The following is a 13,750-nucleotide window of genomic DNA, read 5'->3' as shown; positions in this document are numbered from 1 at the left end:
TAAAAGTATTTCTTAAAAGTTACCTTTTAAGAAATACTTGGCTATAAGGATTATTAACTTTTTCTTTACGAACTTCTTGATAATTGCTCATTTGTCTTATTTTCAAAAAGAAAGCGAGTTATTTCTTCTTTCTCAATACCCAAGTCCTTTGCTTCGATAATAAGCTGGACCCAATCATTGTCTAATTGCTTAGATTGAACCTTAGTGTTCACCACTCTTTTCCCCCCAAAATACGATTCGTATTCCAGGCAATCCAGCCATCCTAGTATCCTTCAATACCTTAGACCTGTGACTTTGCGTCCTCATTTTTCAATGAGTTTGCCCTTTTCTGTGTCTTTACTATTATTTTCCTATAGGTGTATTCTACTATGTCCATATTGATAATTATGTCTTTTTTTGTCAATGTTATGAATTACTTTAATATTAAATTAGTTTATATCTCGACAATTTGTTACTGATTTTAACAAGTATCATTAAAATAATTTAATCGGGCAAAAATTAGTCTAAGGATTAATATTCATTTTGGAATAGTAAGAAAGACCAATCCTTTTTCTATAATTTCTGCTTATCTGTTTTACTCCACTATGTGGAATTAATGTCTTAAAAGCGTAAGAAACAAAAACTCTTTCCCTTGTCATAGCATCAAAAAACGGATTACCTGTTAAGTCCGAACCACAAATAGGACAAATCCACTTTCCAATTTCACTGCTGCTAAAAGAAGACTTTTTACAGTGATCACAAACCTTTTTATACATTAACCCCCACCTACCTTACTAAATAACATATTTATTCCCGATTAAGCTTCTTAATGCCATGCATTTACATTACTCCTTAGGAATAGTCTAGGACTAACTAACTGTTTTTGAACAATTCCAAATTCAGCCGTTTTTTCGTTTTAAAGAACGTTTTTCATTCTTTTTCTAAGAATACCTCGAGAATTCTCACTATTTTGTATTTTTTATTGAACGTTTTGTTCGTTATAATGAAAACATCTTTATATTTTATGATAAGGGAGTATTATGCCTATGATAGGTGTCCGGATTAAAAGCTTACGAATCAAAAAGGGATACTCAATTAATGAGCTTTCTGAAAAAGCGGAGGTATCCAAATCATATTTGAGCTATATTGAGAGAGGCATACAGGAGAACCCTTCACTGCAGGTTTTATCGAGAATCGCCAGGACATTGGATGCTAATCTTGAGGATCTGCTGGAAGAGAACAAAGATGAAATTACCGACTTGTCTAAGCTGGATGAGGAGTGGGTTTCCCTTGTTGAAGAAGCAATCAGGCAGGGAATCACGAAAGAGGATTTCGCTTATTATTTGGACTTTATTAAATTTAAGAAGATGAATGGAGGGAACGTATAATTGAAGGTTAGTGGCCGTTTGCTGATTGTAGCTGCCTCCTTCCTTATCTTAATCGGAGGCGGTTTAGTCCTGTTCTCTTTGCAGGAAATGTATTCTCAGGAGAAGAAAACTAAAGATTCCTTAATCCACGCACAAAAAATAATTCAAAACGAAAAGAACAAAGAAAGCAAAAATGTTCTCCAAACAGAACACCCAATAGATATTTCCTTCGATCAGGGTGAAGCCATTGGCATCTTAAAAATTCCCCGTTTGAAAGCTGAACTTCCAATAATAGAAGGAACCGATGAGGATGAGCTGGAAAAAGGGGTTGGCCATTACTCCACAACTGTATTTCCAGGACAGCCCGATCAGATTTTATTATCCGGGCATCGGGATACGGTCTTTCGCAGCCTCGGCGAACTTGAAATTGGTGATATTTTTCTAGTCAGCATGCCATATGGTGAGTTTACATATGAAATAACCGATTCGAAGATTGTGGATGCAGGCGATACCACTGTGATCCGCTCCACCGCTCCTCACGAAATTCTTACTGTTTCTACTTGCTACCCCTTCTCATTTGTGGGCAATGCACCCTCCCGGTATATCCTGAATGCCAAAAGAATACAAAATTAAGAGGCACATTCCACAGGAAAGTGCCCTTTTTACTGCATATAGACAAACACCCTTCCCCCATATAAGAACCTGTACATATCATCTAATATATGGGTTTCCAGAAGGGACGAATCCTAATGATTAACTTCTTAAGATTACTGCTATATTTAGGCATCATCATCACAGCTATCATGCTATCAGTATAAAAAGCCAGACTCTCTAAGCCTGGCTTTTCCCTTTACTTATGCAAACTAACAGCAATCCTAGAACCCACTTCCGCATTATGCTTCACCAATGCAATATTCGCTGTCAGGCTTCTGCCTTCTGTCAATTCCTTCACTTTTTCCAGAAGGAATGGAGTCACTTTTTTCCCTGAGATATTGTTTTCATTCGCTTCTTTTAAGGCTGTTTCAATCACCCCAGTAATAAACTCTTCTTCCAGTGCATCTTTTTCAGGAATCGGGTTGGCGATGACAACGCCGCCTTTTAGTCCCAGTGCCCATTTTGTGCGGATCATTTCGGCTGCTTCCTCCGCAGTATTCACTCTGTAATTTACATTAAAAGGACTTGTGCGTGTGTAAAAGGCAGGCAATACATCTGTTTCAAATCCTACGACCGGAACGCCATAGGTTTCTAAGTATTCAAGCGTCAAACCAATATCCAGGATGGATTTTGCGCCTGCACAGATAACGGCAACATTGGTCATTGCCAGCTCCTGAAGGTCAGCGGAGATGTCCATGGTGGTTTCCGCTTCCCGGTGAACGCCGCCAATTCCGCCTGTGACAAACACTTCAATGCCGGCAAGCTCTGCACAGATCATGGTGGCCGCTACCGTTGTGGCACCATTTTTCTTTTTCGCAATCAAATATGGGAGATCGCGGCGGCTTGTTTTTTCAACGTCCCTGCTTTGGGCCAGGAACTCCAGCTCCTCATCTGACAGACCAATTTTGATTTTCCCGTTTAAAATGGCAATGGTTGCTGGAACTGCACCGTTTTTGCGGATGATGTCCTCCACCTCTTTTGCTGTCTGGACATTTTGAGGGTATGGCATTCCATGTGAAATGATGGTGGATTCAAGGGCGACAACCGGTTTATTTGCTTTCTTTGCTTCTAACACTTCTTCTGAGTACTCTAGCCATTTTTCTAACATGATGTCACTTCTCCTTAGTCGAAATATTGTTTGAATGTTTCCTGCAGGCGTTTGTTGTTTAGGTTCGGATTAACGGTTTCAATGGATTGCAGGGCAAGCATCGAGCAGGACATGCCAATTTTGCAGGCATCCTCTGTGCTCAGTCCTTTTAAATGGGCAAAAATAATACCCGATACAAGCGAGTCCCCTGCACCTGTCACATCAGCTATTTTCACCTTTGGAGGCAGCTGCACACCTGCTTCACCTGTATTTGTGAAGTAAATCAGCCCTTTATCCCCCCGGCTGATAACCACTTTTTCCACTCCTTTATTGATCATTTCCTGTGCTGCTTTAAAGAAGTCTCCCTCCTTCCTGATTTCCATCCCAGTCAGGGCTTCTGCTTCATTTTTGTTGGCAATCAGCCAGGTAACACCCTGCAGATTTTTCGGCAGATTCTTTATTTTTGGTGCTGAAACAGGTGTGATGCATAGCGGGATACTCTCTTCGGAACACCTTGTGATGATTTGTTTTAAAACCCCCGGCGGAAAGTTGGTATCCAATATCACCATCTCAGATGATGCCAGGTACCCCCACTTTTTCTCGATGAACTCCATGGTAACGCTTTCATAAATGGACATGTCGGCTAAGGCCACAGCCATTTCCCCTTCCAGATCAAGCAATGCTGTATAGGTTCCGGTGGTGGATCCTGCCAGGGAATGTGAAGGTGTCACGTCAGCAAAGGCTCTCGTATATTCCAGAAGCCATTCGCCTTCCGGATCGCCTCCCACTACTGTCATCAGACCGACATCACAGCCCAGCCTGCCAAGGTTTTCGGCAATGTTCCGCGCCACTCCTCCGCAGGATTGGGAGCTCTCGGCGGGATTCGATGTTCCGAATTGGAGCTGTCCTGTCGTCTGGATTTTTCTGTCGACATTGGCCCCTCCCACACAAAGCACTGCTTTCTTTTGCGGCAGGACATAGGCTCTGCCAAGAATTTCTCCTTGCTTGGTCAGTGAAGAGATATAGCCGGCAACAGCGGACCTGGAGAGTCCCGTTTTTTCAGCCAGCTCGTTTTGGGCAATAAAGGGATCCTCTTTAATCAGCTGCAAAATTAATAATTCTTTATCGTTCATAATGGATCAGCCCTGTCTTTTTTTGACTTTTGTTTAAATTATAAACTTTTGTTTATTTATCTTACAAGTGTTATTTTTCCGAAAATTGTTTTAGTTATAAAAAAAGTCCCCCGCCATTAGCGGGAGAACTGTTTTTACGCAGCCTTATCGTCTTTTTTTATATCCTTTAAATAATATTTTTCCGAAGTAAAGAACTCGTTTTTCAGCTGTTTAACTTCTTTGCTTAGAAGGAGGACAGCCACGATGTTCGGTATCAAAATCATGGCAAGAGCCAGATCAAGGAATTGCCAGATCGTTTTCGCCGCTCCTACTGAACCAAGAACAATGGCAGCAATGTAAACGACTTTGATGGCTTTTCCGGCAAAAGAGCCAAATAGGAATTCTGCCATTTTGGATCCATAAAAGACGACGACAATGATCGTTGAAATGACAAAGAATACGAGTGATACAGCTACGAGAATACCTCCAAATGATCCAAAGTATTCCGTAAATGCCGCTGCTGTCAGAGCAGAAGGATCTTTCATTGCCCCTTCCCTTGTCCACACACCTGATGAAAGCACTACAAATGCAGTGGCTGTACACACAATCAGCGTATCCACAACAATGCCGACAATCGCCCAGAAGCCCTGGCGCACCGGGTGGTCAGTCGTGGCAGCCGAATGGGCAATCGGTGCCGTTCCAAGTCCTGCCTCATTGGAATATAATCCTCTTGCAAATCCCCAGCGAATGATTTCGCCAATTGCCGCACCGGCAAATCCGCCTATTGCTGACATTGGCTGAAACGCATAAGTGAAGATTAATTCCAACACTTCAGGAAGCTTGCCCAGATTCATAAATAAGACTACTAACGCCGCACCTACATAGATGAGTGCCATAAATGGAACGAAGATTTCAGTTACTTTGCCGATTCTCTGAATTCCGCCAAAAACGACTAAGGAAACCAGTAAGGCTACAGCGATGCCCGTATAAAGGCCATCAATCTTAAAAGTCTCGCCAACCGCAGACGCTACGGCATTTCCCTGAACCATGATGCTTGGGATTAATTCAATCATGAGCGCAAAGGCAAATATCACACCAAGCCACTTCATGTTAAGCCCTTTCGTCATGTAATACATAGGGCCGCCCACATATTCTCCATCTTCATTTTTCTCTCTGTACTTAATGGCCAATACACTTTCCGAGAACTTAATGGACATTCCTATTAGCGCAATGACCCACATCCAAAAGACTGCTCCAGGGCCGCCAAACATGATGGCTGCCGGTACACCTACAATATTCGCGGCTCCAATGGTGGAAGCCAGTGCTGAAGTGAGTGCCTGCAGCGGTGTAACGGTTCCTTTTCCCTTCGGCTTTTTAAAAACACTTCCGAATGTCTGTTTAAAAATATATACCGGATAACGGAACTGGAAGAAACCCAGCAAGAAGGTTAAATACAGCCCTGTTCCAGCTAATAATAGGATGATGGGATATCCCCACAGCCATCCTGAAATATCTCCTACGACTTCTAATAACTTATCCAAAAAAATTTCCCCCTTATTGTTATGCACAGTTGCCCTTGTTATTCCATTCCCTTTTATTTGCCAGTTAAACACTTAGTTAGCAAAAGAAATATGCGAGGTAGACAAATTCTTAAATTTCATATATAGTTAGCTAGGTAACTATTTTAAGCAGGTGAAAGCAATGCACCCTAATCAAAGTGAATTTTTTCATTCCATTAACCAATTTACACGCCATTTTTCTAAAGTACTTAATGAAAGTCTGGTGCCGCTTGGGTTATATGCGGCACAATGGACGATTATTTACCGTCTGAAAACCGGAGGACCAAGCACTCAAAAAGAGATTTCTACTTATCTGGGAGTTGAGGCTCCGACCATGACCAGGACATTGGCCCGTCTTGAGAAATCGGGCTGGATCGCCAGAACGGCAGGCAAGGACAAACGTGAAAAACTGATTTCACTGACTGATGCAGCCATCCTGGAATACCACAATTGGCTTGCCGCAGTAAGATCAAGCGAAAGCAATGTCCTGCAGAACATTACGGAAGAAGAAATCAGCACGATGATCAGACTTATGGCAAAAATGAGAGAAAATATGGTACCAGGCACCTAGACCAGTTCACGAAATTGGTATAGGTACCTGGTACCTTCATTGTTAGGAGGACAACATGAAGAAACAGCCATTATGGACGAAGGATTTTTTGAGTATTTCTGTTACGAGTTTTTTCTTGTTTATGGGGTTTTATGTGTTGCTGACTACGCTTCCCCTTTATATTTTGGATGATTTAAAAGGGGACGAAACACAGGTTGGCCTGATTATTTCGGTCTTTCTGATTGCTGCCGTGATCAGCCGGCCTTTTACAGGGAAATGGATTGACGAGGTTGGACGGCGGAAGATTCTGCTTGCTTCCCTGATTGTGTTTGCAGTCTCATCTCTTCTTTATTTTTGGGCTGACACTATGCCTGCACTTTTAGCTCTAAGATTCCTTCATGGTGCAGGTTTTGGCATGGCCACAACAGCGACTGGAGCGATTGTTGCTGAAATTGTGCCGGATGAACGGCGAGGCGAAGGGCTTGGCTATTATGCGATGTTCATGAATCTGGCTATGGTCATCGGCCCGTTTGCCGGTCTGACGATGGTCCAATACGCAAGCTTCACATGGATTTTTGCGTTATGTACGGTTTTATCATTTATTGCGATAGTGCTTGGCGCTTTTGTAAAAATACCGCAAACAGCAGAAAGCTCTGTGAAGCATCCGAGTTTTACACTTTCAAGCTTATTTGAAAAAAATGCCGTTCCTGTTGCGATTTCAGCTGGCATCCTTGCTTTCGCGTACTCAGGAATTCTATCCTTTATTTCCGTTTATGCGAAAGAGCTTGATTTGCTTGAAGCCGCGAGCTTCTTCTTCGTGGTATATGCAGCGTTCATCATTATGTCCCGCCCATTTACAGGCCGCTGGTTTGATACGTACGGAGAAAATAAAGTGATCTATCCAGCCATTATTCTGTTTGCGGCAGGATTGTTTTTGCTCAGCCAAGCCAACAGCACCATTGTGTTTCTGCTGTCAGGTGCAGTAATCGGACTGGGGTATGGCACAATTGTTCCGAGTCTTCAAACGGTTGCCATCAAGCAGGCCGATCCAGCGAAACGCGGGCTTGCTACCTCGACCTTTTTCACCCTCTTTGATACAGGGATCGGTTTAGGATCCTATGTTCTCGGAATACTTGCGGTCAAAACAGGCTTCGCTTCGCTATATTTTATGCTTGCCGGAGTCGCACTGTTTGGCCTACTTGTATACTACCTGCTTCATGGAAAAAAGACAGAACCAAGAACCATTCATTCAGAAGCAGATCTTCCATTATAAAGAGCCCCCAGCGGCTCTTTTTCTTTGTCAATCTTAATTTGTGTATATTTTCTGAAAATTGTTTGTCTTTTCTGTGAACATTGGCATATAATGTAATTAATATATTTTGGGAGGTTCGCTGATGACCATTGTTCATATTTTGAATTTTTCCATTCCAATCGCCTGTGTATTTCTATTTGGTGTAATGGTCGACCTCATGTGCAAACCGGACGGCACGGAACAGGAAGCAAATGAATGATCCCGGGAAAGCGGCTGTCTAACAGCCTTTTTTTATTTGTTACATAAAAAAGAAACCAGCCCGCTAAGGCTGATTCCCCGTTCTTGGCAATATTAAAATCTCTACCCGTCTGTTCTTCGCTCTGCCTTCTTTCGTATCATTTCCGGCAACCGGCTGGAATTCCCCAAAGCCTTTGGCACTGAACCATTTCGGGTCCAGCTGGTCATTCTTCAGGATGATTTTCATAAAGTTGACCGCCCGCATGACACTGAGCTCCCAATTGGACTCGAAGTTCGAATTGCTGATCGGGACATTGTCTGTATGGCCGCTGATGATGATATTTCTTGGCGGGTCCATGATGAGAAGCCCGGCTATTTCACCAGCCACTTTTAAATCCTGCTTTCGGACCTCCGCACTTCCTGAGCTGAATAGAACATTGTCTCTGATAGACACAAGCAGTCCTTCCGTGGTTAATGAGGTTTCCAGTTTGTCCGCCAGGTTTTGATTTTCAATAAAGGCATTGACTCTTTGCTGCAGCTCTGCCAGTTCTTCATGATCGGCAGCCTGCTTCAATTTTTCTTTTTCCAACTCATCCAGCGCTGCCATTTCCTCGAGATCCTTGCTTGGCTTTTCCGACACTGCATCAGTAGATTGCATTTGTCCTTCCGGCATTGGACTTGGGAATTCAAAGACGCCCGTTCCCCCTGAAAAGACATCATTGAATGCCTTTGATAGCTTCTGAAATTTCTGGGCATCCACTGAACTCATTGCGAAGAGGACAATGAACAGGGCAAGAAGCAGAGTTAATAAATCAGCATACGGCAAAAGCCAGGATTCGTCTACATGCTCCTCATGATGCTGCTTCTTTTTCCTCCTACTCATCCTTTGCCACGCTGCTTTCATCAAGGAATTTACGGCGTTCTCCTGCAGGAAGGTAGGAAGCAAGCTTTTGTTCTATTACTCGAGGAGCCTCCCCTTCTAAAATAGAAAGAATCCCTTCGATCATCATGCTTTTAATTTTTGCTTCCTGCTTGGACTTTCTCTTTAGCTTATTGGCAAACGGATGCCAGAACACATAACCGGTGAATATCCCCAGTAAAGTCGCTACGAATGCCGCACTTATGGCATGTCCCAGGCTGGCAGTGTCCGCCATATTTCCAAGTGCTGCAATCAATCCAATAACGGCTCCCAATACTCCAAGGGATGGGGCATACGTACCTGCCTGGCTGAAAATTTGCGCTCCTGCCTGGTGCCTTTCTTCCATCGCTTCGATTTCTTCACTTAATACATCCCGTATATAATCGGCACTTTGCCCATCAACAGCCAGAGATAAGCCGTTTTTTAAAAATGCATCTTCAATTTCGTTCGTCTTGACTTCCAGGGCAAGCAATCCTTCTTTTCTTGCCAGCTGAGCCCAATCCGAAAACATCTTAATCATTTCAGAAGGGTTCATCAGCTTCTCTTCTTTAAATAAAATGCCAAAAAGCTTTGGCACCCGTTTGATTTCATTTGTTGGAAATGCAATGCTCACTGCTGCTGCCGTACCCAAGATAATGATCAGAATAGCGGCAGGGTTAATCAGAACAGATGGGGAAACCCCTTTAAAAACCATCCCTACTCCAACTGCTATGATTCCTAATATTACTCCTATAATCGTTGTTTTATCCATGCATGCCACACCTTCTATGTAGTCTGAAAATCTCCAAAACTTTCTATTATTAATTTCGGATGATTTTAACAGTTCTTTAGGAAAATTTTCATATATAAAAGGCAGAGGTGCTTCCCCTGCCTTCGTTTTCATTATTTTTAGATCCAGCGGCATCCGCAGAAACCTCTTCTTCTGCGGTCATCGTCATCTCGGCGGCATCTGCAGCCTCTGCCAGATCCGGCTAAATCTCTGTTGTACCATAAGTCACCAGCACCACGCACATTGTCACGGCGATGTTTTCGGCGGTCATCTTCTGCTCCGCCAACACTGTCTCTTCCACAGCCACAATGTCTTCTGCGATTGTCCTCTATTCCTGCTACATCGTCATCTCGGCGGTGCTTCCTGCGGCGGTCTTCCGCTCCACGCACATCATCACGGCGGCGATTATCTTCTTCTTTTACAATAACTCTTTCGGCTCTGATTTCTACTTCATCTGCATTAATCTCAAATCTTCTTCTCCAATCTCTCGACATAAGTCTACCTCCTTTCTCATGGATACTATAGAATATGTATCACAGGAGGTTTTCGCATGGACAATTCCCCAATCGGAAAGAAAATGTGCCTGTATAAGTAAAAAAACCCTATCCTGTTCAGGAGAGGGGTCTTGAGAATTTAGTTTTTTTGAAAGACAAGATTGTGTATTTTCATTAGATGCTTTAAAGCCGCCTGGAAGTTGGCATGTGTTTCAGCATTTAATTCAATGCCGGATAAAATGATTTCTTTTATAAGCTGCGGGGTCATTCCGACAAAGTAAGGCTTAACTCCCATGAGGTTAATGGAATCAGTCAGGCTGCGGATTTGCTCCCCAAGCTCTGACAGGCACATCTGCTCTAAGCGGTCGACCGTAATATCGGTAAAATCTATAATGGCAAATTCTGTGTCATGGTCTTTAATATGGTTCAGGATCTTAGCCGTAATTTTTTCGAATCTTTCAGCCATGAGCAACCCTGTAATTGGCACAAGAATCGTCTGGGGAATGATCGATGGAATAATCGGTGCGGTCATATCTGCTATGGCTGCCTCGTATTCCTCTACTCTTTTTTCAAGTAACTTTATATATTCATCTTTATTCATGTGTTCTCCTCAATTCCAATCATCTAATTCATTAGAATAATTTATTGTTAATTTTTTCCTGATAGTTTTTGAAAAGGGATGAGTTGGTGCTTTGCCCTCTTTTGGACATCATACTGTTATAGCGAAGCAGCTTTTCGTTTAATTTCTTCTGCAGGTTCTTTTTTTCTTCCTGGTCATCACATTTCTTCATTAAGTCTTCAATCGTCAGCATTTCCTTTTTCACTTGGTTTTCTTCATCAGTGAATCCGGCGTTCTTCATGATGCGATAGGCCATGCGCAAGTTCTCAGGGACAGAAGACAATTCATCAGGCGGCAGCGGTTTCCCATATCCCGGCAGATTATCAAATTCCCCGTCCTTATAAGCTTTTTTAATCCGATCTTCAGAAAGTATAGAAAAAAAGTCCACGAAAAACTCCCCCTCCGCTTCATGTGTACTTTATATTATATATTTTCAGCACTGCTTATTAAAGTAATTATGTATTTTGGAGGAGAAAGCTTGCGCATCCTCCTTTAGATTTTACCTATCAAGTTCGGATCCATATTAATCCCTTGCTGGCCTGGCTGCCAGTTTGCCGGCACACCCTTCCCTGTCTGCTGTGCATATTGGATGCCCTGCATGATTCTGACATGTTCATGCAGATTTCTGCCAACTTCCTCGGGATAAATGAGCTTTGCCGCGATAATGCCATTGGGGTCGATAAAAACGGATGCCCTGATGGCCGCTCCTGACTTTTCATCAAGTACCCTATAAGCTCTGCTGATTTGGTGTGTCCGGTCGCTAACCATTGGATAATTGACATTTTTTAATGACGGAGATGTTTCCTTAAATACTTTATGTGCATATACACTGTCCGTACTGATGGACATGACTTCGCAGTTTAAGGCTTTTAAATAAGGGTTCACAGCGGCGACCGCCGCTAATTCTGTCGGTCAGACAAATGTAAAATCACTCGGATAAAAAAACAGCAGCACCCATTTTCCAATATAGTTCTCCAGATTGACTTTTTTTATTTGGTGATCAATGACAGCATCGGCAATAAAAACTGGCGCACGGTCTCCCCGTCCCGCACAGAACACGGAAGCATTCGGATCAATCACGGCTGTCCCCCTCCTTTTCTGTTTCGTCTTTGCTCTATATACTTATGCGAACAAGAGCAATATTGAACGGAAAATATTGATTGAACCAGCCGTACATACTCCTGATGCCGGAGGGAAAAATAGTGGAAGAATGCAAATTCAACTATGAAAGGAGCCTGATTATGTCACGCGGAGTCCATTTTAATCATAAAAAAAAGCATCACCCGGGGGAATTTCCTGAACACACAATGGTTGAGCGCCATACAACTGAGGCACAGGAAGATGAGGAATTTATTGTGACACAGGAAGCGTTTAAAAACCGTTTTGAAGAAGATGAAGCCAAGGAACTTGAGGAAAGAGCCAAAGATTAAAAAGTCAGGGGCCTGAATAACATTCAGACCCCTTCTGTTTTATATTACGTCAATTTCAATCTCCTTCAGCCAGGCTGCGCATGCTTCAATATCCTTTGAAAATACGCGGTCTTTTGTGATGGAAGGCACCACTTTTCTAGCTTCTTCGTAAAAGCGTTTTGTTTTGTCAGCCATTTTATCACAACCCCGGAATTCTGCTGCCTGCAGTGCGCAAATCAGTTCAATTGCCAGTACTTTATTGACATTCTGGATGATCTGGTAAGCATGTCTTGATCCGATAGTTCCCATGCTCACATGGTCTTCCTGATTCCCTGAAGAAGGGATCGAATCCACACTTGCCGGATGGGCGAGTGTCTTATTCTCCGAAACAAGGGATGCTGCCACATATTGGAGAATCATTGCACCGGACTGCAGTCCAGGCTCCGGGCTTAAAAATGGCGGCAGATCACTCAGCTGCGGGTTAACAAGCCTTTCAATGCGGCGCTCTGAAATATTGGCCAGTTCCGCTGCCGCGATTTTCATGAAGTCCATTGCAAGAGCGATCGGCTGCCCATGAAAGTTTCCGCCTGATATGACGCTTTCCCCATTTTCAAAAATAAGCGGATTATCTGTGGCTGCATTCATTTCGATTTCAAGCTTTTCTTTCACATAGTCAAGAGCCTGCCAGGATGCTCCATGCACCTGCGGAATGCAGCGGATGGAATAGGCGTCCTGCACCCGGATTTCCCCCTGTCTTGTGATCAGGCTGCTGCCTGACAGGTATTCCCTTATTCTTCTGGCTGTATCCACCTGCTGCTGATACCCTCTTGCCTGATGGATGTTCTCATCAAACGCATCAATTATGCCGTTCAATCCTTCCATTGTAAGTGCTGCAATCAGCTCACTTTGATAAGCGATTTTTTCCGCTTCCAGATAACCAATGACTCCCATTGCCGTCATCGCCTGTGTGCCGTTAATGAGGGCAAGCCCTTCCTTCGCCTGTAAGGTTACAGGTTCTATTCCTTCCTGAACAAGCACTTCAAGCGCAGGCTTCCTTTTCCCCTTGTAAAACACTTCCCCTTCTCCCATTAATACTAATGCCAGGTGGGATAAAGGCGCCAAATCTCCGCTTGCTCCAAGAGAGCCCTGCTGCGGGATGACAGGATGGATACTTTTATTCACAAGTGCTAAAAGAGTTTCGATCACGACCGGACGAACGCCTGAGAATCCTTTCAATAAGGCATTTGCTCTTAAAAGAAGCATTGCTCTTGAGACAGACTCAGGGAACGGCTCCCCTACTCCGCAGGCATGCGAACGAATTAAATTCAGCTGAAGATCCTCGACATCTCCCTGGTCAATTCTTACATCGCTGAATTTGCCAAAACCGGTGTTTATTCCGTATATAACTTTTTCTTCACTCACAATTCTCCTAACGGCTTCATGGCTGTTTTTTACACGAAGCATGCTTTCTACTGATGCCGCAGCCTTTACTCCTTCAAAAAGAACTCGTTTGACTTCAGACAAAGTAAGGGTATTTCCATTTAAAGTAACCACGCTGTTCTCCTCCCCGTGAGTTAAAGTCATCATCGATTCTGTTAATTTTTCCATTTTATATCCTCCCCGGTACATTAGCGAGATAAAGAAAAGGCTGTATCTCAAACACAGGTTTGAAATACAGCCTTTTTTAGAAGATTATTTGCAGTATCTGTTGTCAGATGTCTCATCTTTATCACAGCCTATTTT

The 13,750-nt window shown here is 43.2% G+C and carries 17 protein-coding genes and 1 riboswitch; of the genes, 5 read left to right on the top strand and 12 right to left on the bottom strand.

Going from position 1 to position 13,750, the window contains the following annotated elements; all coding sequences use genetic code 11:
* Window positions 1–65 precede the first annotated feature (65 nt).
* The gene (locus BFI01S_RS23000; RefSeq protein ID WP_115596682.1) at window positions 66–215 is read right to left on the bottom strand and encodes an anti-repressor SinI family protein; all 150 of its coding nucleotides are present in this window, start codon (window positions 213–215) and stop codon (window positions 66–68) included.
* Between the two features lie 29 nt (window positions 216–244).
* Window positions 245–333: riboswitch (cyclic di-GMP riboswitch) on the bottom strand.
* Between the two features lie 170 nt (window positions 334–503).
* The gene (locus BFI01S_RS08820; RefSeq protein ID WP_061792287.1) at window positions 504–755 is read right to left on the bottom strand and encodes a hypothetical protein; all 252 of its coding nucleotides are present in this window, start codon (window positions 753–755) and stop codon (window positions 504–506) included.
* 270 nt (window positions 756–1,025) lie between these two features.
* Here BFI01S_RS08820 and BFI01S_RS08815 point away from each other — a divergent pair, with 270 nt between their 5' ends.
* Window positions 1,026–1,367, top strand: coding sequence for a helix-turn-helix domain-containing protein (locus BFI01S_RS08815; protein ID WP_061792286.1), 342 nt, complete (start codon window positions 1,026–1,028; stop codon window positions 1,365–1,367).
* The gene (gene srtD / locus BFI01S_RS08810; protein ID WP_061792285.1) at window positions 1,368–1,979 is read left to right on the top strand and encodes a class D sortase, LPxTATN-specific; all 612 of its coding nucleotides are present in this window, start codon (window positions 1,368–1,370) and stop codon (window positions 1,977–1,979) included. It abuts the gene before it with no gap.
* 217 nt (window positions 1,980–2,196) lie between these two features.
* On the opposite strand, the gene BFI01S_RS08805 is transcribed toward srtD, so the two are convergent.
* The 3 genes from BFI01S_RS08805 to BFI01S_RS08795 form a co-directional block, all read right to left on the bottom strand.
* Window positions 2,197–3,108 (bottom strand): pseudouridine-5'-phosphate glycosidase, encoded by a 912-nt coding sequence (locus tag BFI01S_RS08805; RefSeq protein WP_061792284.1) that lies wholly within the window; start codon window positions 3,106–3,108, stop codon window positions 2,197–2,199.
* A 14-nt stretch (window positions 3,109–3,122) separates the two neighbouring features.
* On the bottom strand, window positions 3,123–4,220 hold the full coding sequence (locus tag BFI01S_RS08800) for a carbohydrate kinase (RefSeq protein WP_061792283.1): 1,098 nt from the start codon (window positions 4,218–4,220) through the stop codon (window positions 3,123–3,125).
* Window positions 4,221–4,354: 134 nt separating this feature from the next.
* Complete coding sequence (locus BFI01S_RS08795; protein ID WP_061792282.1) at window positions 4,355–5,740, bottom strand: alanine/glycine:cation symporter family protein; 1,386 nt, start codon at window positions 5,738–5,740, stop codon at window positions 4,355–4,357.
* A 160-nt stretch (window positions 5,741–5,900) separates the two neighbouring features.
* Between BFI01S_RS08795 and BFI01S_RS08790 the strand changes: the two genes are divergently transcribed.
* Together BFI01S_RS08790 and BFI01S_RS08785 are read left to right on the top strand one after the other, a co-directional pair.
* Window positions 5,901–6,329: a MarR family winged helix-turn-helix transcriptional regulator gene (locus tag BFI01S_RS08790; protein WP_061792281.1), complete on the top strand. Its 429-nt coding sequence runs from the start codon at window positions 5,901–5,903 to the stop codon at window positions 6,327–6,329.
* Between the two features lie 55 nt (window positions 6,330–6,384).
* On the top strand, window positions 6,385–7,581 hold the full coding sequence (locus BFI01S_RS08785) for an MFS transporter (RefSeq protein ID WP_061792280.1): 1,197 nt from the start codon (window positions 6,385–6,387) through the stop codon (window positions 7,579–7,581).
* Window positions 7,582–7,882: 301 nt separating this feature from the next.
* Here the strand turns inward: BFI01S_RS08785 and motB are convergent, their stop codons facing one another.
* The 6 genes from motB to BFI01S_RS08755 form a co-directional block, all read right to left on the bottom strand.
* Window positions 7,883–8,680 (bottom strand): flagellar motor protein MotB, encoded by a 798-nt coding sequence (gene motB / locus BFI01S_RS08780; RefSeq protein WP_061792279.1) that lies wholly within the window; start codon window positions 8,678–8,680, stop codon window positions 7,883–7,885.
* Window positions 8,673–9,467, bottom strand: a complete 795-nt coding sequence (motA, locus tag BFI01S_RS08775; protein ID WP_061792289.1) for a flagellar motor stator protein MotA — start codon at window positions 9,465–9,467, stop codon at window positions 8,673–8,675. Before motA ends, motB begins: the two co-directional genes overlap by 8 nt.
* Before the next feature lie 137 nt (window positions 9,468–9,604).
* A complete protein-coding gene (locus BFI01S_RS08770; protein ID WP_061792278.1) occupies window positions 9,605–9,979 on the bottom strand; it encodes a hypothetical protein in 375 nt (124 codons plus the stop codon).
* 139 nt (window positions 9,980–10,118) lie between these two features.
* The gene (locus BFI01S_RS08765; RefSeq protein WP_061792277.1) at window positions 10,119–10,580 is read right to left on the bottom strand and encodes an STAS domain-containing protein; all 462 of its coding nucleotides are present in this window, start codon (window positions 10,578–10,580) and stop codon (window positions 10,119–10,121) included.
* 31 nt (window positions 10,581–10,611) lie between these two features.
* Window positions 10,612–10,986 carry a DnaJ family domain-containing protein gene (locus BFI01S_RS08760; RefSeq protein ID WP_061792276.1) on the bottom strand — a complete coding sequence of 125 codons (375 nt, stop codon included), beginning with the start codon at window positions 10,984–10,986 and terminating at the stop codon, window positions 10,612–10,614.
* Window positions 10,987–11,090: 104 nt separating this feature from the next.
* On the bottom strand, window positions 11,091–11,678 hold the full coding sequence (locus tag BFI01S_RS08755) for a peroxiredoxin (protein WP_373682884.1): 588 nt from the start codon (window positions 11,676–11,678) through the stop codon (window positions 11,091–11,093).
* A 122-nt stretch (window positions 11,679–11,800) separates the two neighbouring features.
* Here BFI01S_RS08755 and BFI01S_RS08745 point away from each other — a divergent pair, with 122 nt between their 5' ends.
* Window positions 11,801–12,028 (top strand): hypothetical protein, encoded by a 228-nt coding sequence (locus BFI01S_RS08745; protein WP_226619409.1) that lies wholly within the window; start codon window positions 11,801–11,803, stop codon window positions 12,026–12,028.
* A gap of 39 nt (window positions 12,029–12,067) precedes the next feature.
* On the opposite strand, the gene hutH is transcribed toward BFI01S_RS08745, so the two are convergent.
* Window positions 12,068–13,561: a histidine ammonia-lyase gene (gene hutH, locus BFI01S_RS08740; RefSeq protein ID WP_172581949.1), complete on the bottom strand. Its 1,494-nt coding sequence runs from the start codon at window positions 13,559–13,561 to the stop codon at window positions 12,068–12,070.
* Between the last annotated feature and the right edge of the window lie 189 nt (window positions 13,562–13,750).

The organism is Cytobacillus firmus NBRC 15306, from assembly GCF_001591465.1.
GTDB lineage: Bacteria > Bacillota > Bacilli > Bacillales > Cytobacillaceae > Cytobacillus > Cytobacillus firmus.
Note: the sequence above shows the minus strand (reverse complement) of the source record. Positions and strands in the feature narration are given on the sequence as shown.